The sequence below is a fragment of the Stutzerimonas sp. R40042 genome (assembly GCF_026642215.1).
Taxonomy (GTDB): Bacteria; Pseudomonadota; Gammaproteobacteria; order Pseudomonadales; family Pseudomonadaceae; genus Stutzerimonas; species Stutzerimonas frequens.
Genome location: NZ_CP113258.1, coordinates 1,658,690 through 1,681,930 on the forward strand (window position 1 = coordinate 1,658,690; position 23,241 = coordinate 1,681,930).

The 23,241-nt window shown below is 61.4% G+C and carries 23 protein-coding genes; 19 read left to right on the top strand and 4 right to left on the bottom strand.

Features of this window, described 5'->3' with window-relative positions; translation table 11 throughout:
- Nucleotides 1-174: 174 nt before the first annotated feature.
- Nucleotides 175-777, top strand: a complete 603-nt coding sequence (locus tag OUY36_RS07920) for an OmpA family protein (RefSeq protein ID WP_063543743.1) — start codon at nucleotides 175-177, stop codon at nucleotides 775-777.
- A gap of 58 nt (nucleotides 778-835) precedes the next feature.
- Here OUY36_RS07920 and OUY36_RS07925 read toward each other — a convergent pair whose 3' ends face one another.
- Nucleotides 836-1,300 carry a CopD family protein gene (locus OUY36_RS07925; RefSeq protein ID WP_125868495.1) on the bottom strand — a complete coding sequence of 155 codons (465 nt, stop codon included), beginning with the start codon at nucleotides 1,298-1,300 and terminating at the stop codon, nucleotides 836-838.
- Between the two features lie 86 nt (nucleotides 1,301-1,386).
- Between OUY36_RS07925 and dinG the strand changes: the two genes are divergently transcribed.
- From dinG to pdxH, 4 genes are all read left to right on the top strand, one after another.
- Nucleotides 1,387-3,531 carry an ATP-dependent DNA helicase DinG gene (gene dinG, locus OUY36_RS07930; protein ID WP_200595058.1) on the top strand — a complete coding sequence of 715 codons (2,145 nt, stop codon included), beginning with the start codon at nucleotides 1,387-1,389 and terminating at the stop codon, nucleotides 3,529-3,531.
- Between the two features lie 115 nt (nucleotides 3,532-3,646).
- On the top strand, nucleotides 3,647-4,795 hold the full coding sequence (locus tag OUY36_RS07935) for a serine hydrolase domain-containing protein (RefSeq protein ID WP_267937470.1): 1,149 nt from the start codon (nucleotides 3,647-3,649) through the stop codon (nucleotides 4,793-4,795).
- 135 nt (nucleotides 4,796-4,930) lie between these two features.
- Nucleotides 4,931-5,560, top strand: a complete 630-nt coding sequence (locus OUY36_RS07940; protein WP_156244569.1) for an OmpA family protein — start codon at nucleotides 4,931-4,933, stop codon at nucleotides 5,558-5,560.
- A gap of 188 nt (nucleotides 5,561-5,748) precedes the next feature.
- Nucleotides 5,749-6,396 carry a pyridoxamine 5'-phosphate oxidase gene (gene pdxH / locus OUY36_RS07945; protein ID WP_156244568.1) on the top strand — a complete coding sequence of 216 codons (648 nt, stop codon included), beginning with the start codon at nucleotides 5,749-5,751 and terminating at the stop codon, nucleotides 6,394-6,396.
- A gap of 70 nt (nucleotides 6,397-6,466) precedes the next feature.
- Here pdxH and OUY36_RS07950 read toward each other — a convergent pair whose 3' ends face one another.
- Entirely contained in the window at nucleotides 6,467-6,703 is a 237-nt protein-coding gene (locus OUY36_RS07950; protein WP_063543755.1) for a hypothetical protein, read from the bottom strand.
- 163 nt (nucleotides 6,704-6,866) lie between these two features.
- Between OUY36_RS07950 and OUY36_RS07955 the strand changes: the two genes are divergently transcribed.
- The 7 genes from OUY36_RS07955 (at nucleotide 6,867) to OUY36_RS07985 (ending at nucleotide 13,253) form a co-directional block, all read left to right on the top strand.
- Nucleotides 6,867-7,328: a glycine zipper domain-containing protein gene (locus OUY36_RS07955; RefSeq protein ID WP_125868501.1), complete on the top strand. Its 462-nt coding sequence runs from the start codon at nucleotides 6,867-6,869 to the stop codon at nucleotides 7,326-7,328.
- A gap of 217 nt (nucleotides 7,329-7,545) precedes the next feature.
- Nucleotides 7,546-10,338 carry a monovalent cation/H+ antiporter subunit A gene (locus tag OUY36_RS07960; protein ID WP_267937471.1) on the top strand — a complete coding sequence of 931 codons (2,793 nt, stop codon included), beginning with the start codon at nucleotides 7,546-7,548 and terminating at the stop codon, nucleotides 10,336-10,338.
- Nucleotides 10,338-10,667: a Na+/H+ antiporter subunit C gene (locus OUY36_RS07965; protein WP_063543761.1), complete on the top strand. Its 330-nt coding sequence runs from the start codon at nucleotides 10,338-10,340 to the stop codon at nucleotides 10,665-10,667. The genes OUY36_RS07960 and OUY36_RS07965 overlap by 1 nt, the downstream gene beginning before the upstream one ends.
- Nucleotides 10,664-12,163, top strand: coding sequence for a monovalent cation/H+ antiporter subunit D (locus tag OUY36_RS07970; protein WP_156244566.1), 1,500 nt, complete (start codon nucleotides 10,664-10,666; stop codon nucleotides 12,161-12,163). Before OUY36_RS07965 ends, OUY36_RS07970 begins: the two co-directional genes overlap by 4 nt.
- Nucleotides 12,160-12,651 carry a Na+/H+ antiporter subunit E gene (locus OUY36_RS07975; RefSeq protein WP_156244565.1) on the top strand — a complete coding sequence of 164 codons (492 nt, stop codon included), beginning with the start codon at nucleotides 12,160-12,162 and terminating at the stop codon, nucleotides 12,649-12,651. Before OUY36_RS07970 ends, OUY36_RS07975 begins: the two co-directional genes overlap by 4 nt.
- Nucleotides 12,645-12,914, top strand: coding sequence for a K+/H+ antiporter subunit F (locus OUY36_RS07980; protein WP_063543767.1), 270 nt, complete (start codon nucleotides 12,645-12,647; stop codon nucleotides 12,912-12,914). The genes OUY36_RS07975 and OUY36_RS07980 overlap by 7 nt, the downstream gene beginning before the upstream one ends.
- Nucleotides 12,915-12,923: 9 nt before the next feature.
- Entirely contained in the window at nucleotides 12,924-13,253 is a 330-nt protein-coding gene (locus tag OUY36_RS07985; protein WP_152481068.1) for a Na+/H+ antiporter subunit G, read from the top strand.
- A gap of 44 nt (nucleotides 13,254-13,297) precedes the next feature.
- On the opposite strand, the gene OUY36_RS07990 is transcribed toward OUY36_RS07985, so the two are convergent.
- Nucleotides 13,298-16,000, bottom strand: coding sequence for a [protein-PII] uridylyltransferase (locus OUY36_RS07990; RefSeq protein WP_156244564.1), 2,703 nt, complete (start codon nucleotides 15,998-16,000; stop codon nucleotides 13,298-13,300).
- 35 nt (nucleotides 16,001-16,035) lie between these two features.
- The gene (map, locus tag OUY36_RS07995) at nucleotides 16,036-16,818 is read right to left on the bottom strand and encodes a type I methionyl aminopeptidase (RefSeq protein WP_110777623.1); all 783 of its coding nucleotides are present in this window, start codon (nucleotides 16,816-16,818) and stop codon (nucleotides 16,036-16,038) included.
- Nucleotides 16,819-17,104: 286 nt separating this feature from the next.
- On the opposite strand from map, the gene rpsB reads away from it, so the two are divergent.
- From rpsB to ispC, 7 genes are all read left to right on the top strand, one after another.
- Complete coding sequence (gene rpsB / locus OUY36_RS08000; protein WP_063543775.1) at nucleotides 17,105-17,845, top strand: 30S ribosomal protein S2; 741 nt, start codon at nucleotides 17,105-17,107, stop codon at nucleotides 17,843-17,845.
- Nucleotides 17,846-17,972: 127 nt separating this feature from the next.
- On the top strand, nucleotides 17,973-18,836 hold the full coding sequence (tsf, locus tag OUY36_RS08005) for a translation elongation factor Ts (RefSeq protein ID WP_102840846.1): 864 nt from the start codon (nucleotides 17,973-17,975) through the stop codon (nucleotides 18,834-18,836).
- Between the two features lie 196 nt (nucleotides 18,837-19,032).
- Nucleotides 19,033-19,776: a UMP kinase gene (gene pyrH / locus OUY36_RS08010; protein WP_102840847.1), complete on the top strand. Its 744-nt coding sequence runs from the start codon at nucleotides 19,033-19,035 to the stop codon at nucleotides 19,774-19,776.
- A complete protein-coding gene (gene frr, locus OUY36_RS08015; protein ID WP_063543781.1) occupies nucleotides 19,773-20,330 on the top strand; it encodes a ribosome recycling factor in 558 nt (185 codons plus the stop codon). The genes pyrH and frr overlap by 4 nt, the downstream gene beginning before the upstream one ends.
- Nucleotides 20,331-20,463: 133 nt before the next feature.
- Entirely contained in the window at nucleotides 20,464-21,225 is a 762-nt protein-coding gene (gene uppS / locus OUY36_RS08020; RefSeq protein ID WP_102840848.1) for a polyprenyl diphosphate synthase, read from the top strand.
- Nucleotides 21,219-22,034, top strand: coding sequence for a phosphatidate cytidylyltransferase (locus OUY36_RS08025; RefSeq protein WP_267937472.1), 816 nt, complete (start codon nucleotides 21,219-21,221; stop codon nucleotides 22,032-22,034). The genes uppS and OUY36_RS08025 overlap by 7 nt, the downstream gene beginning before the upstream one ends.
- The gene (ispC, locus tag OUY36_RS08030; RefSeq protein ID WP_267937473.1) at nucleotides 22,031-23,221 is read left to right on the top strand and encodes a 1-deoxy-D-xylulose-5-phosphate reductoisomerase; all 1,191 of its coding nucleotides are present in this window, start codon (nucleotides 22,031-22,033) and stop codon (nucleotides 23,219-23,221) included. Before OUY36_RS08025 ends, ispC begins: the two co-directional genes overlap by 4 nt.
- Nucleotides 23,222-23,241 lie beyond the last annotated feature (20 nt).

Below are 23,241 nucleotides of genomic sequence, written 5' to 3' on the forward strand. Positions count from 1 at the left end.
GCTCAACAGAGAATCCTCGTTTCAAAGGTGAAGACTAGCGCGGTGCCGTTTGTCGGCCTAGTCTGAAAGTAACCGGAGCCGCCTGGATTCCCATACGTGGCGATTCTGGCTGAATGTCCATACTGGAGGTTTTGATCGATGAGTACATTACGGACAGCAGTACCCGTTATTGTCATGACCACGTTCCTGGCAGGTTGTGCAGGCGTGCAGAAGCAGGACTGGCCGACCTGTGCAGCCGTAGGTGGCGTGACCGGTGCCGCGCTGGGGGCCATCGAAAGCAGCAGCTACGCTGGTTGGGGTGCGCTGATCGGTGGTGGCGTCGCAGCGGCCTATTGTTGGGCCAACGGCATGGAAGAGGAAACCGTGGCGGTCGTTGAAACGGTCGAGCCGATGCCGCAGACCCAGCCTGAACCGGAGCCCGCTGCTGCGCCGGTGCGCGTCGAGCTGGACGTCAAGTTCGACTTCGACCGCGCTGTGGTCAAGCCGGACAGCTACAGCGACATACAGAACCTGGCCGATTTCATGAAGGAGTATGGCCAGACCACTACCGTACTGGAAGGCCATACCGACTCGGTCGGCACCGACGCCTACAATCAGCGTCTTTCCGAGCGTCGTGCCAACGCCGTGCGCAACGTGCTGGTGGATGAGCTCGGTGTCGAGGGCAATCGCGTAAATGCAGTCGGTTATGGCGAGTCTCGCCCGGTCGCCGACAACTCCACCGAGGAAGGCCGTGCGATCAACCGTCGCGTGGAAGCCGAGGTCGAAGCGCGTCCCTGATTAGTCGGGTGAGCAATGATCCAGCCGGGCCCCGCGCCCGGCTGTTTTTTTTGTGCAGTCAGAAGAGCGGGCGCGCGCTGGCCAGGGCAACCACCAGCAGGCCCAGGATCAGGTTGACGCCCACCAGTCGGCGAATCTTTCCCAGCGCAGCGCCACCCGCTGGCCATTGCTCACCTTCGATGGCCCTTTTGAGCGCAGGTAGTTGCAGCAGCTGGATGCGCAGGAACAGCGCCAGCATCACCAGATACAGCCCCGCCATGATGTGCACATAGCGCGGCGCGCTCTCCAGCGGGCCGAATCGCATGTGCCACATGCCGATGCCGCTGATCGGCAGCACCAGCACCGCGACCCATACCCAGACGAAGAAGCGGCGGAATACATCGGCCCATAGCCGCAGCCGTTCTGGTGCCTGCAGCACCGCCACGGCCGCTGGTCGCAGCACCATCCAGGCGAAGAACATGCCGCCGACCCACATTGTCGCGGCGAGTACGTGCAGTGCGTAGAGCATGGCGAAAGGCGTCATGGGCAAATCTCCGGTGGCGGTTGAGCGAACGCGCGCTATCATAGCCGCCCGATCGAAGTACTGAAAATATATACAGCTCCGCGCCCATGCTCAGCACCGAACTCAAGTCCCAGATCCAGGGCGCCTACACTCGTTTCCTCGAAGCCAAGGGGCTCAAGGCCCGTTATGGCCAGCGCCTGATGATCGCCGAAGTGGCCAAGGTGCTGGGCACCGTCAAGGTCGACGATGAAGGTCGGCGCAGCAGCGAGCCGGCGGTCGTCGCGGTCGAGGCGGGTACCGGTACCGGCAAAACCGTCGCCTACAGCCTGGCCGCGATTCCCACGGCCAAGGCTGCCGGCAAGCGATTGGTGATCGCCACCGCGACCGTCGCGCTGCAGGAGCAGATCGTGCACAAGGATCTGCCCGATCTGATGCGCAACAGCGGACTCAATTTCAGCTTCGCCCTGGCCAAGGGGCGGGGGCGCTATCTGTGCCTGTCCAAGCTGGACATGCTGCTGCAGGAAGGCCAGGCGCAGAGCGCCACCGCGCAGCTGTTCGAAGAGGAAGGCTTTCGCATCGAGGTCGACGAGCGCAGCCAGAAGTTATTCACCAGCATGATCGAAAAGCTGGCCGGCAATCGCTGGGACGGCGATCGGGACAGCTGGCCGGAAGAGCTGGGCGATGCGGACTGGTCACAACTGACCACTGATCACAGCCAGTGCACTGGGCGACATTGCCCCAACTTCCAGCAGTGTGCCTTCTACAAGGCGCGCGAGGGCATGACCAAGGTGGATGTCATCGTCACCAACCACGACATGGTACTGGCCGACCTCGCGCTCGGCGGCGGAGCCGTGCTGCCCGACCCTCGCGACACCCTCTACGTGTTCGACGAAGGCCATCATCTGCCTGACAAGGCCATCGGCCACTTCGCGCATTTCACCCGGCTGCGCTCGACGGCCGACTGGCTGGGACAGGTGGAAAAGAACCTGACCAAGCTGCTCGCGCAGCATCCGCTACCGGGCGAGCTGGGGCGCCTGGTCGAAGGCATTCCGGAGATCGCCCGGGAGTTGCGTACCCAGCAGCAGTTCATGTTCAGCGCCTGCGAGCAGGTGGCCGACTTCAAGGCCGGGGAGGACATGGAGGGACGCGAGCGGCCGCGACACCGTTTCGTCGGTGGCGTGGTGCCGGAGCACCTGGTCGAACTTGGCACCGAATTGAAGAAAGGCTTCGCCAAGCTGACCGATCTCTTCACTCGCATCGCCGAACTGCTCAAGGAAGCGATGGATGGTGAGACCGGCAGCGGCATCGCCAGCCACCAGGCCGAGGAGTGGTACCCGCTGTTCGGCAGCCTGCTGACGCGCTCGCAGGGCAACTGGGATCTGTGGACGGCCTTTACCGTCGAGGACCCGGAAGACAGCCCGCCGATGGCGCGCTGGCTGACATTGGCCGAAGGCGGCGCGCTGTTCGATATCGAGGTCAACGCCAGCCCGATCCTGGCGGCCGAAACGCTGCGCCGCAACCTCTGGAACGTCGCCTTCGGTGCTCTGGTGACTTCCGCGACGTTGACGGCGTTGAACAGCTTCGACCGGTATCGGATGCGCGCCGGCCTGCCCAAGGCTGCGGTAACCGCGGTGGTTCCGAGCCCGTTCCATCACGCGGACGCCGGAGTGCTCCGCGTCCCTGATCTCAAAGCCGACCCACGTGATGCCGCCGCGCACACTGCGGCCATCGTTCGCGAGTTGCCGCAGCTGGTCGAGGGATCGCGCGGCACGCTGGTGCTGTTCTCCTCACGCCGGCAAATGCAGGACGTGTTCGATGGCCTTGAGCGTGACTGGCGCCGCCGGGTGCTCATTCAAGGCAACCTGTCGAAACAAGAGACGCTGAACAAGCACAAGGCGCGGGTGGACGATGGCGAGTCGAGCGTACTTTTCGGGTTGGCCAGCTTTGCCGAGGGGGTCGATCTGCCCGGTGCCTATTGCGAGCACGTAGTGATCGCCAAGATCCCGTTCGCCGTGCCGGACGATCCGGTCGAGGCTGCACTGGCCGAGTGGATCGAAGCGCGTGGCGGTAACCCTTTCATGGAGATTGCAGTGCCGGATGCCTCGCTGCGGCTGGTGCAAGCGTGTGGTCGGCTGCTACGCACCGAGGCGGATCGCGGTGCTATCACCCTGTTGGACAGGCGGGTGGTGACCCAGCGCTACGGCAAGGCGATTCTCAATGCGCTGCCGCCGTTTCGGCGCGAGATTGGCTAGCCAGCCGGGGCGGGATAAGCGGCTGCGATGAGCAGGCATCAGCGTGGCGTCGTGAGGTTTTCCTGGCCCGACGCGGTTGCCAGAATGGCGGACTTCGGATTCGAGAGGTGACAGCGTGCAGGTTCAGGGATTCTTCGATCTGCGTTTCGAAGCGGTACGCGACGCGTTCGCCGCATTGTTCGATGGCACCCAGCAGCGCGGCGCCGCGCTCTGCGTGCAGATTGGCGGCGAGACGGTCGTCGATCTGTGGGCCGGTGCAGCGGACAATCAGGGTGAGCAGGTCTGGCACAGCGATACGCTGGTCAATCTGTTCTCCTGCACCAAGACCTTCTCCGCAGTCGCGTTGCTGCAACTGGTAGAGGAAGGCAAGTTGGAGCTGGATGACCCGGTCGCACGGATCTGGCCCGAGTTCGCGGTCGGCGGCAAGGCCGCGATCACCCTGCGCCAGCTGCTCTGTCATCGGGCCGGGCTACCGGCGATACGCCAGTCGATGCCGCCGGAGGCTCTGTACGACTGGGCCGCCATGGCCGGTGCCCTCGCTGCCGAGGAGCCCTGGTGGGTACCAGGCACTGACCAGGGCTACGCCGCAATGACCTATGGCTGGCTGGTCGGGGAACTCTTGCGCCGTGTCGATGGCTGCGGGCCAGGCGAATCGATCGTCCGGCGCACGGCGCGGCCTCTCGACCTTGACTTTCATGTCGGCTTACATGACGGTGAAGCGCATCGGGTCGCTTATCTGACGCGCTTCAAGAACGATTTCGGCGATGCGGCTGCACAGCGTTTGTTCAAGGCGCTGATGACGCAACCTGATTCTGTCAGCGCTCGTGCTTTCAATAATCCGCCATCCATCATGAGCAGCGGTAACAAGCCCGAGTGGCGACGCATGGCCCAGCCGGCAGCCAACGGCCATGGGAATGCACGGTCGCTGGCCGGGTTCTATACCGGCTTGCTGCAGGGCAAGTTGTTGGATCGGGCGCTGCTGGCCGAAATGACCCGCGAGCAGAGCATCGGGGTGGATCGCGTCCTGCTGGCGCAGACCCGGTTCGGGCTGGGCTGTTGGCTCGATCAGCCTGATCTGGCGAATGCCACGTTCGGTATGGGCCCAAGGGCGTTCGGTCACCCCGGGGCGGGCGGTAGCGTCGGATTCGCCGATCCGGAACGCGAACTGGCGTTCGGGTTCGTAACCAACACGCTTGGGCCCTATGTGCTGATGGATCCGCGCGCGCAATCTCTGGCTCGCAGCGTTGCAGTTTGCCTGGGTTGAACCACTCGTCACTTCTGGTCAGGCAGGCTTTCCAAAAGAGGGACTTGCGTCCACAATTTCAAATCGAACTCACGTGTGATCTGGCTACGTCCGTTCGCTTTTCCCTGAACGCATCTGGTGATGGAACCCTGGCTCATGAACCTTCTGAAGAGCGCCTCGCTGATTCTCTGCTTGCTCGTGGCTGCCGGTTGCAGCTCGAAGAATGAAAAGCCGAGTGAGGTGGGACCTCCAGTGGTGCCGAAGGTCGATTCGGCCTGGCTCGACGACTACGAGCCGCGCCTGCGTGAAGCGCTCGCGAACAGCCGCTTCGAGGTCGAGCGGCGTGATGGCCTGCTGGTCGTGACGGCCCCGGTGGATTCCTCGTTCAACCCAGATCGGCCGGGAATGCTCCTGCCGGTGACGCTCGGACCGATCACCCGGGTGGCGAAGCTGGTCGAGAAGGATGACAAGACTTCTGTGGTGGTCCTGGGGCACGCCGACAGCACGGGCTCCGATGAAATCAATCGGACCATCAGCCGCGAGCGGGCAGGGGCCGTGGCCGCCATTTTTCGTCTGAGCGGTCTCAAGCATGACCGGTTGCGAATTCGGGGTTTGGGCTCTGACAAGCCGCGCGCAGCCAACGACAGCCAGGAAGGGCGAGCCCTGAATCGTCGCGTCGAGATGGTGCTGGCGCCGCAAACCACTATGCTCGCACTTGTCGCTCAATACGATCAGCCGGCACAACCTGCAACCCAGGTGGCCCAGGCCGAGGTGGCGAAGAAGTAAAGGCGCTGCATTGTCAGACCAAACAGGCCCGCAAGCGGGCCTGTTTTCGTTTGGCGAGGTTGCCTTGAATCAAGCGTATCGAGCCCTGACGCGGATATGCTTTCAAGGGTGTCAGGTTCCGGTTTCGGTCGTCTGCTTGCCAGCCGCCTGATACGCTGGAACCGCTTTTCCATCAAAGGAGCCCCTCGATGATTCAGACCCTGGCCGATATGCGCCGCGACTATACCCGTGACGGTCTTAGCGAGGCCAATGCGCCCGCCGAGCCCTTTGGTCTGTTCCAGCAGTGGTTTGGTGAGGCGATGAAGACCGAGCAAGCACCGGTCGAGCCTAACGCGATGTCGCTGGCCACCGTGGATGCCGAGGGTCGGCCACACTGCCGGATTCTTCTGCTCAAGGCGCTGGACGAGCGTGGGTTTACCTTTTTTACCAATTACGACAGTGCAAAGGGCCAGCAGCTCCAAGAGGCGCCCTTTGCAGCCATGACCTTCTTCTGGCCTACGCTCGAGCGCCAGGTGCGGATCGAAGGGCGGGTTGAGAAGGTGAGCCCTGAAGAGTCGGATGCCTATTTTCAGGTGCGCCCGCTGGGTAGCCGCCTGGGTGCCTGGGCCTCGCCGCAAAGTCAGGTCATCCGTGATCGGGCCGAGCTGGAGCGGTTGCTGGCTGAGACCGAGCAGCGCTTCTTGGACAAGGCCCCCCATTGTCCGCCGCACTGGGGTGGCTATCGCCTGCTGCCAGAGTGCATCGAGTTCTGGCAGGGGCGTGCCAGCCGCCTACATGACCGGCTCGAGTATCGTCTGGTCGCCAACAGCTGGCAGCGCGAACGTCTCGCCCCCTGATCAGGGGCGATGCCTGGCTACGGGCGGCTTGGTGATGTTGCTGGCCGTTCGAGCCGGAGTCGGCCCAGGTTCAGGCTTCGGTATAGCGCTGGGCCTGTTGTTCCAGCCAGGGCTGAAGCTCCTTTCGACGGATCTTTTGGGCTTTCGCTTCGGCAAGCTGTTGCAGCATCCAGGCGCGCTTCGCGGGATCGCCACCGGCGATCGATAGCGCGAGATCGCGGTCTGCCCAGCGGCGGAAGCGTACGATCAGCCAGCCGTGAAAAGCCAGGCCGGCCACGGTGGTGATGGCTATGATGAAGTAATCCATGGGGGTAATCTCGCTGGAAGGAACCCGGCAGGGCCGGTTCGACTCGCATACCTAGGCTTGATGCTAGATGCTGAGTCAGGACGCTGAAGATGCCAAGCGCTTTTTTGTCGCCACCAGCTGCCGCTTCCGCCGGAACGAACAGCTGTCTGCAGGAGAATTTTCTATGCGCAATTCCTTTTTCGTTGCTTCCTTTGCTGCCGTGGCGCTGACCTTGGGCGGGTGTGCCTCCAGCCTGACCGGAGATACCTATTCTCGTGACGAGGCGCGTGCCGTTCAGACCGTGCGCTACGGTACCATCGAGTCGCTACGGCCGGTGAAGATCGAGGGAACCAAGACGCCGATCGGTTCCGGTGCCGGAGCGATAGTAGGCGGGGTGGCCGGTAGCGGGGTGGGTGGCGGTCGCGGCAGTGCTGTCGCTGCGGTCATCGGGGCGGTGGCCGGCGGAATGCTCGGAGCGGCCGCCGAGGAGGGAATTACCCGTACGCAGGGCGTCGAGATCACCGTGCGCGAGGATGACGGAAATGTCCGCGCCTACGTGCAAGCCGTGGAGCCCAACCAGGTGTTTCGCGTCGGCCAACGTGTACGCATTCTGACCGTCAGCGGGACAAGTCGCGTGGCGCCTTGACCATCGAGACCGGCGAATAGCGCGGTACGTCCAGGCGCCGCCTTCCGTTCTGAAAGGAGCGGAGGCGGCGCCTTTTGTTTTTCGAAATACATGAATTCATGACGACGGCATCATCCGTATGGATAATCGGGCGCACATTTGTGTGCAGCTTCAGGCAGTTACTTCGCCTGCCAAGGATAAGAATGCCTCCGGATCGGCGGCTTAAGGGGTCTCGTTCATGGCGCTTGCGCTGATCATCGCTTTGCCATTCTTGGGCATCTGCCTGCCTCTGCTTCTGGAGCGTTTTGGTCGCTCCGCATGCGCTTTCGGCGCAGGTATCGCGCCGCTGACGGCGCTGATCCTCCTGCTTTCCAAGCGTGCCGATGTGTTTGCCGGTCAGACGGAAATCGTCCACTACAGCTGGCTGCCCGGGCTTGGGCTCAACCTCAGCCTGCGTCTCGATGGGTTGGGCTTTCTCTTTGCCTTGCTGATTCTCGGCATCGGCCTGCTGGTCATCCTCTACGCACGCTACTACCTGTCGAAGAAGGATCCGATGGGCCGCTTCTATGGCTTCTTCCTACTGTTCATGGGGGCCATGCTCGGCGTCGTGCTGTCAGAAAATCTGCTGCTGATGCTGATGTTCTGGGAGCTGACCAGCCTGTCGTCGTTTCTGCTGATCGGTTACTGGAGCCATCGGGCCGACGCCCGCCAGGGCGCACGCATGGCTCTGGCGATTACCGGTGGTGGCGGTCTGGCGCTGCTCGCTGGGGTCCTGCTGATTGGCTACATCGTCGGCAGCTTCGAGCTGACGACGATTCTGGCATCGGGCGATCTGATTCGCGGTAATTCCCTGTATCCGCTGACGCTGATTCTCGTCTTGCTCGGCGTATTCACCAAGTCGGCGCAGTTTCCTTTCCATTTCTGGTTACCGCAGGCAATGGCTGCGCCTACGCCTGTATCGGCCTTCCTGCATTCCGCGACGATGGTCAAGGCCGGGGTATTTCTGCTTGCACGACTCTATCCGGCACTGGCGGAATCCGAATGGTGGTTCTATCTGGTGAGCATCACCGGGCTGGCGACCTTGTTGATCGGCGCTGTGATGGCGCTTTTCCAGCACGACCTGAAGGGACTGCTCGCCTATTCCACCATCAGTCACCTGGGCCTGATTACCTTGCTGTTCGGCCTCGATTCCCGCCTGGCGGCAGTGGCGGCAATCTTTCACATCATTAACCACGCCACATTCAAGGCCTCTCTGTTCATGGCCGCAGGAATCATCGATCACGAGACCGGCACGCGCGACATGCGGCGTATCAACGGCATGTGGAAGTACATGCCGCATACGGCGGCACTCGCCATGGTGGCTTCCCTGGCGATGGCAGGTGTGCCGCTGCTCAATGGCTTCCTCAGCAAGGAAATGTTCTTCGCCGAGACACTCGATCAGCATCTGCTGGGCAGCTTCTATTGGGCGATTCCGGTGGTGGCAACGCTTGCGAGCGCCTTTTCCGTGGCGTATTCGCTGCGCTTCGTGCACGACGTGTTTTTCAACGGCGAGCCCATCGACCTGCCCAAGTACCCGCCTCACGAGCCTGCACGCTACATGAAGATTCCCGTGGAGATCCTCGTGCTGCTCTGCCTGCTGGTCGGCATGCTGCCGGCTTTCACGGTAGGGCCGCTTCTGGCGGCGGCGGTGTCTGGCACGCTCAACGGTGTCGTGCCGGAGTACAGCCTGTCGATCTGGCACGGTTTCAATCTGCCGTTGGCGATGAGTTTTGCTGCGCTGGTCGGAGGCATCGTCATCTATTCGCTGCGCAAGTGGGCATTCCGCTGGTACGAGGGACTCCCCTCGGTGGATTCGCTGGAAGTGTTCGAACGGATAATGGGCGGGTTGACGCTCGGCGCTCGCCATCTGACCTGCCTGCTGGACAACGGCTCGCTGCAGCGCTACCTGGCTCTGATGCTGTTCAGCACGTTGGTACTGGTAGTGTTCGCGCTGACGCCTCTGGATGCTCTGCACGGTCCGGTTGCCTTGACGCCGCTGAATGGCATCACTGTATTGGGCATGGCCATTCTGGCACTCACCTCGTTGTTGACAGTGCTGTTTCATCGCCGACGGCTGGTGGCGCTGATGGTACTCAGCGTGGTCGGCCTGATGGTCGCGCTGGGCTTTGCGCGCTATTCGGCGCCTGATCTGGCGCTCACTCAGCTTTCAGTCGAAGTGGTGACCATCATCCTGTTGATCCTCGCGCTGTTCTTCATGCCGGACCGTACCCCGGCCGAGTCGAGCAGCCTGCGTGGCTTTCGTGATTTCGTGCTGGCGGCGGGCTGCGGCACCATGGTTGCGCTGCTGGCCTATGCGGTGCTGACGCGGCCGTACGACAGCATTGCCTCGTTCTTTTTGGAAAACAGTGTGTCTGGCGGGGGCGGCACCAACGTGGTGAACGTCATTCTGGTCGATTTCCGCGGCTTCGATACCCTTGGCGAGATCGCTGTGCTGGCAATCGCGGGTGTCGGCATCTTCGGGCTGCTAAAGGGCTTGCGTCTGCCTCACCCGGTTCGCGATTACGGTGGTCGGCTCTGGTCCCTCGACAGGCACCCCATGGTGCTGGATCTCCTGGCCCGGGCGATGCTGCCGATGGCGCTGCTGATTTCGGTCTTCATCTTCCTGCGTGGGCACAACCTGCCTGGCGGCGGGTTCATCGCCGGTCTGATAACTGCGGTCGCATTGATCCTGCAGTACATCTCCCACGGAGTCAGCTGGGCGCAGGAGCGGCAACCCATCAGTTATCACAGGCTCTGCGGAGCAGGGCTGCTCATCGCCGGCCTGACCGGGCTGGGGAGTCTGGTGTTCGGCTATTCGTTCCTCACGTCGTCGTTCGGTCATTTCCATCTGCCCCTCGTCGGTGAGTTCGAGCTGGCCACGGCAATGCTGTTCGATCTGGGGGTTTATCTTGTGGTGGTGGGGGCGACGTTGCTGATCCTTTCCAATATTGGCCAGGTGAGCCAGGACGACTCGAACAGGGAGGTGCTGTAATGGAGGCGTTGTTCGCGATTACCCTGGGGGTCATGACAGCAAGCGGTGTCTATCTGCTTCTGCGAGCTCGCATCTTTCCCGTGGTTATGGGGCTGACGCTGATTTCTTATGCGGTCAACCTGTTCATTTTTTCAATGGGCCGGCTTGCTACCGGTGTTCCTGCGGTGATCGGCAGAAGTGCCGAGTATGGTGACCCCTTGCCCCAGGCGCTGGTGCTTACCGCGATTGTCATTGGCTTCGCCATGACCGCTTTCGTGGTGGTTCTGGCGCTGCGCAGCATTGGCGAGCTGCGGACCGATCATGTCGATGGTCAGGAGCCGCGCCAATGAATCATGCTCTGATCCTGCCGCTGCTGGTGCCGCTGTTCACCGGAGCCCTGTTGCTGTTCGCCCATTCCTTAGGACGCTCGAGCAAGCGCACCCTGTCGCTGCTTGCGACCTGGTCGTTGGTGCCTCTGGCGATCTGGCTGCTGGCGCTGGCGGACGACGGGCAACTGCGTGTCTATGCGCTGGGCAGCTGGCAACCGCCGTTCGGCATCGTCCTCATGCTCGACCGCCTGAGCGCGCTGATGCTGCTGGTCACCGCAGTGCTCGCCGGTTTCGCCGTGCTTTATGCCTGCCGCGGTGATGACGAGCGAGGCCCCAACTTTCACGCGCTCTATCAGTTCCAGTTGCTCGGCATAAACGGGGCCTTCCTGACCGGGGATCTGTTCAACCTGTTCGTCTTCTTCGAAATCCTGCTGATTTCATCTTATGCCCTGTTGCTGCATGGGCACGGCCAGCGCAGGGTGCGCTCCGGCATGCACTATGTCGTGCTGAATTTGCTCGGGTCTTCGCTGTTCCTCATTGGTGTGAGCATGCTCTATGGGCTGCTCGGTACGCTGAACATGGCCGACCTGGCTGCGCGGGTAAGCGCCGCCGATCCCGCGGATGGGCCTCTGCTGGCTGCGGCTGGCTACCTGCTGTTGGTGGTGTTCGCGCTGAAGGGCGCGATCCTGCCGTTGTACTTCTGGTTGCCGCGCGCCTATGCCTCTGCGACCGCGCCGGTCGCCGCTCTGTTCGCCATCATGACCAAGGTTGGGTTGTACGCGATCGTGCGGGTCTTCACGCTCATTTTCGGTAACGAGGCGGGGGAGTTGAGCCACATGGTCGATGCCTGGCTCTGGCCGCTGGCGTTGCTGACGCTTGGTGCTGCGGTAGTCGGTGCACTGGCTGCGCGCAATCTGCAGGTGCTGCTCGCTTATCTGGTGGTCGTTTCGGTAGGTACATTGCTGGCCGGCATAGCACTCGGCAGCGAGGCGGGCCTTGCAGCAGCGCTCTATTACCTTGTCCACAGCACCCTGATTGCCGGTGCGTTGTTCCTGCTTGCCGATCTGATTGCGCGTCAGCGCGGTGACCTGGGAACCGATCTGATTACAGCTCCTGCGCTGCAACAACCGCTGCTGCTCGGCACGCTGTTCTTCATCGGCGCGATTTCCGTGGCGGGCTTGCCGCCGTTCTCCGGTTTTCTCGGCAAGCTGATGCTGCTTCGCGCGATCGAGCCCGGCGCGGAAGCGATAGCGCTGTGGGCGGTGGTTCTGGTTGGCGGGCTGGGTATGCTTATCGCACTGAGCCGGGCCGGCAGTCTGGTGTTCTGGCGGGCCAGTGCACTAGCCCAGGGGCACAAGGCGGATCCCGTACGCCTGCTGGCCACCACGGGACTGCTGCTCGGCAGTCTGGTCCTGGTTGCCGCGGCCGGGCCGCTGCAGACATTCATGCAGGCCACGGCTGCACAGCTGCTGGACCTCCGGCCTTATCTGCAGATCGTTCAGGGAGGTGCGGCATGAAGGCGCGCTGGTTGCCGAATCCGGCCCTGACCCTGTTGCTGGCGCTGCTCTGGTTGCTGCTCAACAACACCCTGAGTTTCGGGCAGTTGTTGCTTGGGCTGTTTCTCGGCTGGGCGATACCGTTGCTCGTGAGCGGTTTTCTCATCGATGTGCCTCGCGTGCGCAAGCCTGTGAAGCTTGTGCTGTTCACGCTGAAAGTTCTTCGCGATATCGTGGTGGCCAACGTGCACGTCGCCAAGCTGGTGCTCGGGCCACGAAGGAGCCTGCGGCCAGCGTTCGTCGAGATTCCGATGGCCATCGACAACGAATTCGCTCTGGCTACGCTGACGAGCATCATCTCGCTGACACCCGGGACGGTCTCCGCCTGCCTGAGTCCTGATCGCAAGATGCTCATGGTGCATGCCCTGGATGCACCGGACATCGATGCCCTGGTCGCCGAGGTCAAGCGCAACTACGAAGCCACGCTGCTGGAGATTTTCGAATGCTAGCGTACGTGATTCCGTTCTGCCTGGCGGTGCTGGGACTGGCCGCCGTGCTGAACGTCGTCCGCCTGGTGCAGGGCCCGGACATGCCTGACCGGGTGCTCGCACTCGACACCCTTTATATCAACGCGCTGGCGCTGATCGTGCTGTTCGGCGTCTGGCTGGCCTCCGACCTGTTCTTCGAGGCTGCGCTGCTGATTGCCGTGATGGGTTTTGTCAGTACCGTGGCCGTGGGCAAACACCTGCTGCACGGCGACATCATCGACTGAGGAGGCGACATGCCATTCTGGATTGAAGCGCTGGTGAGTCTGTTCCTGGTCGTTGGCAGCCTGTTCGCTCTGATCGGTGCGATTGGCCTGTACCGGCTGCCGGATTTCTATACCCGTTTGCACGGGCCGACCAAGGCAACGACGCTCGGGGTTGGTGGCATCATCATCGCCTCGATGATCTTTTTCAGCAGCCACAACGACGGCCTGAGCATGCACGAGCTGCTGATCACCCTGTTCCTGTTCCTGACCGCGCCGGTCAGTGCGCACATGCTGGCCAAGGCTGCCATGCAGCAGAAGCTGCCTGCTGTCGAGCAGACGCGCGGCAAGCCCTGGGACTGAGGCGCGACAAACGCTGTTCCAGAGGCTCGGACGCGACCCCAGCCTCAGATCACGATGCTGCTCGGTGAGGGCTGTTGCTCGTTCTCCTGTTGCAGCTCCTTGACCAGCGCCTGTTGCAGGCGCAGGCAGAACTGCGGATCGGAAAGTGGCTGATTGTTCGCGTCGGTAACGAAGAACACGTCTTCCACGCGCTCGCCGAGTGTCGCGATCTTGGCGTTCTGCACGGACAGATCGAAATCGAGGAACAGCTGGCCGACGCGCGCCAGCAGGCCTGGCCGATCCGGGGCGATGATCTCGAGAATCGTCTGCGGCCGCTGAGTGTCGTTGTGGATGGTCACTTGCGGCGGGAAGGCGAAGTGCTTGAGCTGCCGAGGAACGCGCCGCTGGATGATGGTCAGGTAATCATCCGGGTTGCGCAGCGCGGCGATCAGACCTTTGCGGATTTCTTCGATGCGCTCCGGATTGTTGCCGATCGGGCTGCCGTCGGCCTCCAGCACGATATAGGTATCCAGGGTGAACTGGCTGCTGGACGTCAGGATGCGCGCGTCATGGATGTTCAGGTTCAACTGGTCCATGGCCGCCACGGTCACGGCAAAGAAATCATGCTGGTCCGGCGCGTAGATGAAGATCTGCGTGCCACCCTCGAATTCGCGCTGGGTGGTCTCCTTGATCAACACCAGCGGACCGCTATCGGCAGGGTGTTCGATGATCGCATCGGTATGCCAGGCAACGTCGGTAGCGGTGTGGCGCAGGAAGTAGTCGTCGCCCAGTTGCGCCCAGAGCTGCTCGGCATCGTCCGGATCAGTGCCGTGGCGTACCAGATCGTCGAGTGCTGCGCGCTGCGTCTGGCGGATCTGTTCTTCGCGACCCAGCGGGTTTTCCAATCCACGTTTGAGTGCGCGCTTGGTCTCTGTGTACAGCTGGCGCAGCAGGCTGGCGCGCCAGGAATTCCATAGCGTCGGATTGGTGGCGTTGATGTCGGCAACAGTGAGCACATAGAGATAGTCCAGGTGCGTCTCGTCGCCAACCAACTGAGCGAAATCGTTGATGATCTGTGGGTCCGACAGGTCCTTGCGCTGAGCCGTGGTGGACATTACCAGGTGGTTTTCCACCAGCCAGACCACCAGTCGGGTGTCCCACGCCGGGAGCTTGTGTCGGCTGCAGAACTGCTCTGCATCGACCGCCCCTAACTCGGAATGGTCGCCGCCGCGGCCCTTGGCAATATCGTGGTAGAGGCCGGCGATGTAGATCAGCTCCGGCTTGGGCAGGCGTTCGACCAGCTTGCTGGCTAGTGGGTACTTTTCTGCAACGCCGGGTTTGGTCAGCTTGCGCAAATATTTGATGACATTGAGCGTGTGCGCATCGACCGTGTAGATGTGGAAAAGGTCATGCTGCATCTGGCCGACGATATGGCCGAACTCGGGAAGGTAGCGGCCGAGAATGCCGTAGCGATTCATGCGACGCAGATTGCGGTGAATGCCTTCCTTGCACTTGAACAGCTCGATGAACAGGCTGGTGTTGCGCAGGTCCTCGCGGAAGCTGTCGTCAATCAGGTAGCGGTGGTCACGTAGCAGACGGATCGTATCGGAGCGCACACCTTGGATATCGGGATGCTGTGCCAGCATCACGAAGGTTTCCAGGATGGCGAATGGCGTTCGCTTGAAGATCGCCGGGTTGCTGACTTCCAGATAACCGTCGCGGACCTGGAAGCGACTGTTCAACGGCACGATCGGCCCGGACTCACCTTCCCAGAGAATCACTTCGGCGAAATGCTGGCCGACCAGATCGCCCAGCTCGGCAATGCTCATGACCACCCGGTAGTACTTCTGCATGAAGCGTTCGATAGCCAGCTTGGCGTCGCTGTCCTCGTAGCCGAGCAGTGCGGCAAGACTGCGCTGGTGATCGAACAGCAGGCGGTCCTCTGCGCGTCCGGCGAGCATGTGCAGGCCGTAACGGACCTTCCAGAGAAACTCCTGCGCAGCGGTCATCAGGCTGTGCTCGCCTTCCGTGAGAAAGCCCTGATCGACCATGGCCTGCAGATTCAGCGTGCCGAACTCACGGCGCGCGATCCAGAGGATCGTCTGGATGTCGCGCAGTCCACCTGGGGAGCCCTTGACGTTGGGCTCCAGGTTGTACTCGGTATTGTTGTACTTGGCGTGGCGTGCGCGCTGTTCTTCGCGCTTGGCCAGGAAGAACTCCTTGCTCGGCCACATTTGCTGAGGGCTGGTGACCTGCAGCATGGCCTGGCGCAGGCGTTCGGGCCCGGCGATCGTACGGCTTTCCATCAGGTTGGTGAGGACGGTCAGATCGGCACGTGCTTCGTCGGCGCACTCGGCGACAGAGCGTACCGCCTGCCCGACTTCCAGGCCGATATCCCAGAGCAGCGTGAGAAAGCCTTCGATCGAATCACGGAAGACTTCCTGGTCGCTTTCGTCTAGCAGAATCAGCAGGTCAATGTCGGAATAGGGATGCAGCTCGCCTCGTCCGTAGCCGCCGACTGCAACCAGCGCGATATCGGTGCCCTTGTCCCACTCGAAGCGGTTCCACGCCGAGCACAGGATCTGATCGACGAACCAGGCCCGGTCCTGGATCAGCCGGCGGATGTCACGGCCGGCCCTGAAGCGCTCGTCGAGCACTTGGCGCGCCTGCCGGATCGCCTTCTTGTAGGCAGCGATGGGGCTGGCCTTGAGCGCCAGTTCCGCCTGGAACTGGCTGCGATCGAACAGTTCCGGGTCGACCTGGGGCATACGAACATCCTCCGGTTGGGCTACGGCTGCGGATTTCAGGCCGAGGTGCGGGCGATGGTGTCGTCGCTGCGCAGGGTAAAGATCTCGTAGCCATCGGCCGTTACCAGAATGGTGTGTTCCCACTGCGCCGAGAGCTTGCGGTCCTTGGTGATGGCGGTCCAGCCATCGCCGAGCAGGCGGGTTTCCGGACGCCCCTGGTTGATCATCGGCTCGATGGTGAAAGTCATGCCTTCCTTGAGTTCCAGACCGGTGCCGGCGCGCCCGTAATGAAGCACCTGCGGTTCTTCATGGAACACCTTGCCGATACCGTGACCACAATACTCGCGCACCACGGAGAAGCCGTTCTTCTCGGCATGCTTCTGGATCACTTCGCCGATGTCGCCGAGGCGGGCGCCGGGACGGACCAGTTCGATGCCTTTATATAGACACTCCTGAGTGATCTGGCAGAGGCGCTCGGCCCATTCCGGTACCTTGCCGACCAGGAACATCTTGCTGGTGTCGCCGTGGTAGCCGTCCTTGATAACTGTGATATCGATGTTGAGGATGTCACCGTCCTTCAGGGGCTTGTCATTGGGAATGCCATGGCAGACGACATGGTTGATCGAGGTGCAGATCGACTTGGGGAAGCCCTTGTAGTTCAGCGGGGCGGGAATGGCCTGCTGAACGTTGACGATATGCTCGTGGCACAGGCGGTCGAGCTCCTCGGTAGTGACGCCCGGTTTGACGTGCTCGCCGATCATTTCGAGAACCTCGGCAGCGAGACGCCCGGCTACGCGCATCTTCTCGATATCTTCGGGCGTCTTGATTGTGACTGTCATGCAAACCTCTTGGTGCGCCCGCAGGCGAAGGCAATAAACGGAAAGCTGCGATGATAAACCAAAGCGCCCATGCCCTGCAGGTAAGGGCCGCTCAGGCAGCTGAGCGTGCGGCGGTTAGCCAAAGCAGTAGCCTGTCGGTGGTCTTTATGCTATAAAACGCGCCGCTCGACGGGGACACCCCGTTGCGCTTAACCCCACACACGTGTCGACACGGTATCCTGGGTGCTCGAAAGAGTTGGATATCGGGACGCGTGGAGGCCTAACCCGACTTATTCGAGGACTTATCATGTCTCAAGTCACCATGCGCGATATGCTGAAGGCCGGTGTGCACTTCGGCCACCAGACCCGTTACTGGAACCCGAAAATGGACAAATACATTTTCGGTGCGCGCAACAAGATCCACATCATCAACCTGGAAAAGACCCTGCCGATGTTCAACGACGCCCTGCGTTTCGTTGAGAAGCTGGCTGCAGGCAAGAACAAGATTCTGTTCGTCGGTACCAAGCGTTCCGCTGGCAAGATCGTTCGCGAAGAAGCTGCTCGTTGCGGCTCGCCGTATGTCGATCATCGCTGGTTGGGCGGCATGCTGACCAACTACAAGACCATCCGTGCTTCCATCAAGCGTCTGCGTGAGCTGGAATCCCAGTCTCAGGATGGTACTTTCGAGAAGCTGACCAAGAAAGAAGCGCTGATGCGCACCCGCGACCTCGAGAAGCTCGAGCGCAGCCTGGGCGGCATCAAGGACATGGGCGGCCTGCCGGACGCCATGTTCGTCATCGACGTCGACCACGAGCGCATCGCCATCTCCGAAGCCAACAAGCTGGGCATCCCGGTCATCGGCATCGTCGATACCAACAGCAGCCCGGAAGGCGTCGACTACATCATTCCTGGTAATGATGATGCCATCCGTGCCGTGCAACTCTACCTCGGCTCCATGGCTGATGCCGTTCTGCGCGGCCGTCAGAATGCAGCTGGCGGTGCTGACGAGTTCGTCGAGGAAGTGGCTTCCGAAGCGGCTCAGGGCTAAGTGCGGCGCATTGCAGCGTGACACCCGATGAACAAAAAGGGGGCTAGGCCCCCTTTTTGTCTCTTGCGAATTGATCACCCGTGCGAAGGGTGAGTGGTTTAGAAACCAAATCGAGAGGATTCCCAACATGGCAGAAATCACTGCAGCCTTGGTCAAAGAACTGCGCGAGCGTACCGGTCAGGGCATGATGGAGTGCAAGAAGGCTTTGGTTGCCGCCGGCGGTGACATCGAGAAGGCCATCGACGACATGCGTGCTTCCGGCGCCATCAAGGCTGCCAAGAAGTCCGGCAACATCGCTGCCGAAGGCTCGATCGCCGTTCGTGTCGAGGGTGGTCGCGGTGTGATCATCGAAGTCAACTCTCAGACCGACTTCCTGGCTCTGCAGGATGACTTCAAGGCCTTCGTCAAGGAAAGCCTGGACGAGGCCTTCGAGCAGAAGCTGACCGAAGTGGCTCCGCTGATCGCTTCTCGCGAATCCGCTCGTGAGGCGCTGGTCGCCAAGTGCGGCGAAAACGTCAACATCCGTCGCCTGACTGCCGTTGAAGGTGATGTGGTGGGCGCCTACCTGCATGGCCATCGCATCGGTGTGCTGGTTACTCTGAAAGGCGGTGACGCCGAGCTGGCCAAGGACATCGCTATGCACGTAGCTGCCAGCAACCCGGCCGTTCTGAGCCCTGCCGACGTTTCCGAAGAGTTGGTTGCCAAGGAAAAGGAAATCTTCCTGCAGCTGAACGCCGACAAGATCGCCGGCAAGCCTGAGAACATCGTCGAGAACATGATCAAGGGTCGCATCAACAAGTTCCTGGCCGAAGCCAGCCTGGTTGAGCAGCCGTTCGTCAAAGATCCGGAAGTCAAAGTTGGTGATCTGGCCAAGAAAGCCGGTGCCGAAATCGTGTCCTTCGTTCGTTACGAAGTGGGCGAGGGCATCGAGAAGGCCGAGGTCGACTTCGCTGCCGAAGTTGCCGCTCAGGTGGCTGCAACCAAGAAGTAAGGACTGCTAGCCGGTTCCCGAAGAGGCTGCCCGCTTACGCGTGCGGCCTCTTTGTCGAATGGGGCGGCCGAAATTTTTTCGTCACGTTATATTCGTCGCTTGGCACCAACCGCTGGTTGCGCTGTCAAAGCGCAGATATTTTCTGGCCGGGTTCGGCCAGACTTAGTCACACCACGCCGCAGGAGATAGAACGCCAATGGCTCAGCAGATGAGTGCACGCAACCCACGCTATAAACGCATTCTGCTCAAATTAAGCGGCGAGGCCTTGATGGGTTCCGAAGACTTCGGAATCGATCCCAAGGTGCTTGATCGCATGGCTCTGGAAGTCGGACAGCTGGTGGGCATTGGTGTCGAGGTCGGCCTAGTGATCGGTGGGGGTAATCTGTTCCGTGGCGCGGCGCTTTCCGCAGCGGGAATGGATCGGGTTACCGGTGATCATATGGGCATGCTCGCAACGGTCATGAATGCGCTGGCCATGCGTGATGCGCTCGAGCGTTCGAATATCCCGGCGCTGGTCATGTCTGCCATTTCCATGGTCGGTGTCACCGACCATTACGACCGCCGCAAGGCCATGCGCCATCTCAAGAGCGGCGAAGTGGTTATCTTCTCTGCCGGAACCGGCAATCCATTCTTCACCACTGATTCGGCGGCCTGCCTGCGCGCGATCGAAATCCAGGCGGATGTCGTGCTCAAGGCCACCAAGGTCGACGGTGTCTATACGGCTGATCCCTTCAAGGATCCGAACGCCGAGAAGTTTGCCGAGCTCACGTACGACGAAGTGCTCGATCGCAAGCTCGGGGTAATGGATCTGACCGCCATCTGCCTGTGCCGCGATCACAACATGCCGCTGCGTGTGTTCAACATGAACAAGCCCGGCGCCCTGCTCAATATTGTGCTGGGTGGCGCCGAAGGAACACTGATCGAGGAATCGAACGAATGATCAACGAGATCAAGCAAGACGCGCAGGAGCGCATGAAGAAAACCCTGGAATCGCTGGATCACGCCTTTGCCAAGATCCGCACCGGTAGGGCTCATCCCAGCATCCTCGATAGCGTCATGGTTTCCTATTACGGCGCCGATACGCCGTTGCGCCAGGTGGCCAACGTTGTGGCCGAGGATTCCCGCACGCTGGCGCTTACCGTATTTGACAAGAGCATGATCCAGGCCGTCGAAAAGGCCATCATGACCTCCGATCTGGGCCTCAATCCGGCTACCGCGGGTACCACGATCCGAGTGCCGATGCCGGCGCTGACCGAAGAGACGCGCAGGGGTTACACCAAGCAGGCGCGGGCCGAAGCCGAGAATGCTCGTGTTGCGGTTCGCAACATCCGTCGCGATGCCATCGCTCAGCTGAAAGATCTGGTCAAGGAGAAGGAAATCAGCGAGGACGAGGAACGCCGTGGCCAGGATGACGTCCAGAAGCTTACCGACAAGTACGTCGCGGAGATCGACAAGGCCCTCGAGGCCAAAGAAAGCGATCTGATGGCTGTTTGACCGCTATTGGATAGTTGCCGCCGTGGCCGCAGTCGACTTCGGTCGCTGTGCACGGCGGCAGCGGTGCCTGGAAGCTGTTGCTGGCAGCTTTGTCTTTTGTTTGCAGCGTGTTCTAGCGCAAGTAGAGTTGTTCATGGAAAAGGTCAGGCAGATTGCCGGGCGGAAAATTCCCCGTCACGTAGCGATCATCATGGATGGCAACAACCGCTGGGCGAAGAGGCGCCTGCTGCCTGGTGTAGCCGGGCACAAGGCGGGCGTCGATGCTGTTCGAGCGGTGATCGAGGTCTGCGCCGATTCCGGTGTCGAGGTGCTGACACTGTTCGCCTTCTCCAGCGAAAACTGGCAGCGTCCGGCCGACGAGGTTGGCGCGCTGATGGAGCTGTTTCTTTCTGCCTTGCGTCGCGAGGCGCGCAAGCTTGACGAGAACGGCATTCGGCTTCGCATCATCGGTGACCGCACTCGCTTCCATCCAGAACTGCAGGCGGCAATGCTGGAAGTCGAGGAAATGACTGCAGCCAATCACCGCTTCGTGCTCCAGGTGGCCGCCAATTACGGTGGTCAGTGGGACATCCTGCAGGCGGCTCAGCATCTTGCCAGCGAGGCTCAGTCCGGGCGGCTGAACCCTGCCGAAATCACCCCGGCCTTGTTTCAAAGTTATCTGGCGACGGGGGACATGCCTTTGCCGGATCTTTGCATCCGAACCGGCGGCGAACGGCGCATCAGTAATTTCCTGTTGTGGCAGCTGGCTTACGCGGAGCTGTATTTCTCCGATCTTTACTGGCCGGACTTCAAGCACGTTGCCATGCGTAAGGCTCTCGCGGATTTCGCTACACGACAGCGGCGCTTTGGCAAGACCGGCGAACAGGTCGAAAGCGAGGTCAAGGTCGAATGCTGAAGCAGCGCATCATCACCGCAGCGATACTTCTGCCTGTTGCGATCGTAGGTTTCTTTCTTCTCCAAGGGCTCGCCTTCGCGCTTTTCATCGGCCTCGTTGTGGTCTTGGGGGCGTGGGAGTGGGCCCGGCTGGCTGGTTTTGCCGGTCAGGGATTACGGGTCGGATACGCGCTGGCGGTGGCAATGCTGCTTGGTGTGCTCTACCAGTTTCCATCGTTGGCGCCCTGGATGCTGGCCCTGGCTGTGCTCTGGTGGCTGGTCGCAACCTATCTGGTGCTGACCTATCCGGAGAGCAGTCGTCTATGGGGTGGTCGTGGCGGCAGCCTGCTGATCGGCCTGGCGGTGCTTTTGCCGTCCTGGCAGGGTCTTGTGGTGCTCAAGCAATGGCAACTGGGCAATTGGCTGATTCTGGCAGTGATGATTCTGGTATGGGTGGCGGATATCGGCGCCTATTTCTCTGGCAGGGCTTTCGGCAGGCGCAAGCTGGCGCCGAAGGTGAGCCCTGGCAAGAGCTGGGAGGGGTTGGTTGGCGGGCTGCTGACCAGCTTGCTCGTCACGCTCGCGGTCGGTGTGTATCGCGGTTGGACGGCTCGCGAACTGGTTCTAGCCCTGCTCGGCGCCGCACTTGTGGTATCGATATCGGTTATCGGTGATCTGACTGAGAGCATGTTCAAGCGCAGTGCCGGCATCAAGGACAGCAGCCAGCTGCTGCCGGGGCACGGTGGTGTGATGGATCGTATCGACAGCCTCACCGCTGCGATCCCGGTGTTCGCTGTGCTGTTGTGGCTAGCAGGTTGGGGCGCGCTGTGAATCGACCGTTACAGGTAACCGTTCTTGGCGCTACTGGTTCGATCGGTCTCAGCACGCTGGATGTCATTGCGCGTCACCCGGATCGTTACGCTGTCTTCGCACTCACCGGTTTCAGCCGGCTTGCCGAGCTGAGGGCGCTCTGTCTTGTCCATCGTCCGCGCTTCGCGGTGGCTGCTGACGAGATCCAGGCCGGAGTTCTGCAGCAGCAGCTGCGCGAAGATGGTCTGACGACTCAGGTCATGAGCGGCGAGGGCGGTCTGAGCGAGGTCGCAGCACATCCCGAGACAGACGTGGTCATGGCCGCCATCGTGGGTGCTGCGGGCCTGAAGCCGACGCTGGCCGCAGTACAGTCCGGTAAGCGGGTGCTGCTCGCCAACAAGGAGGCGCTGGTGATGTCCGGTGCCCTGTTCATGCGGGCGTTGCGCGACAGTGGGGCCGTGCTGTTACCCATCGATAGCGAGCACAACGCGATCTTCCAGTGTCTGCCGTCCGCCTATTCCCAAGGGCTCGGTTCGGTTGGCGTACGACGTATCCTGCTGACTGCGTCCGGTGGGCCCTTCCGCGAGTTTGCGCCGGAGCGGCTTATCGATGTGACGCCGGAACAGGCTTGTGCCCACCCCAACTGGTCGATGGGACGCAAGATATCGGTGGACTCGGCCAGCATGATGAACAAGGGGCTCGAGCTGATCGAAGCCTGCTGGTTGTTCGACGCTCACCCGAGTCAGGTCGAGGTAGTGATTCATCCGCAGAGTGTCATCCATTCCATGGTCGATTACGTCGATGGCTCGGTACTGGCGCAGCTGGGAAATCCGGATATGCGTACCCCGATCGCACATGCGCTTGCATGGCCGGAGCGGATCGAGTCCGGAGTCTCGGCATTGGACCTCCTGCAGATCGGTCGGCTCGACTTCCAGGCGCCGGACGATTCGCGGTTTCCTTGCCTGCAGCTGGCTCGTCAGTCAGCTGAAAACGGTGGTACCGCACCCGCGATGCTGAATGCGGCGAACGAAGTGGCGGTCGAGGCGTTTCTCAATCGACGCATCCGTTTCACCGAGATCGCGAGTATCATCGACGACGTATTGAACCGTGAGGCGCCAGTGGCCGTAGGCTGCCTCGAAGATGTGTTGGCGGCTGACAGATGTGCACGGGAACGTGCTGGACAGTGGCTCGACCGCAACGGGCGATAGGGGTCTGCTGGCCTGCGGCC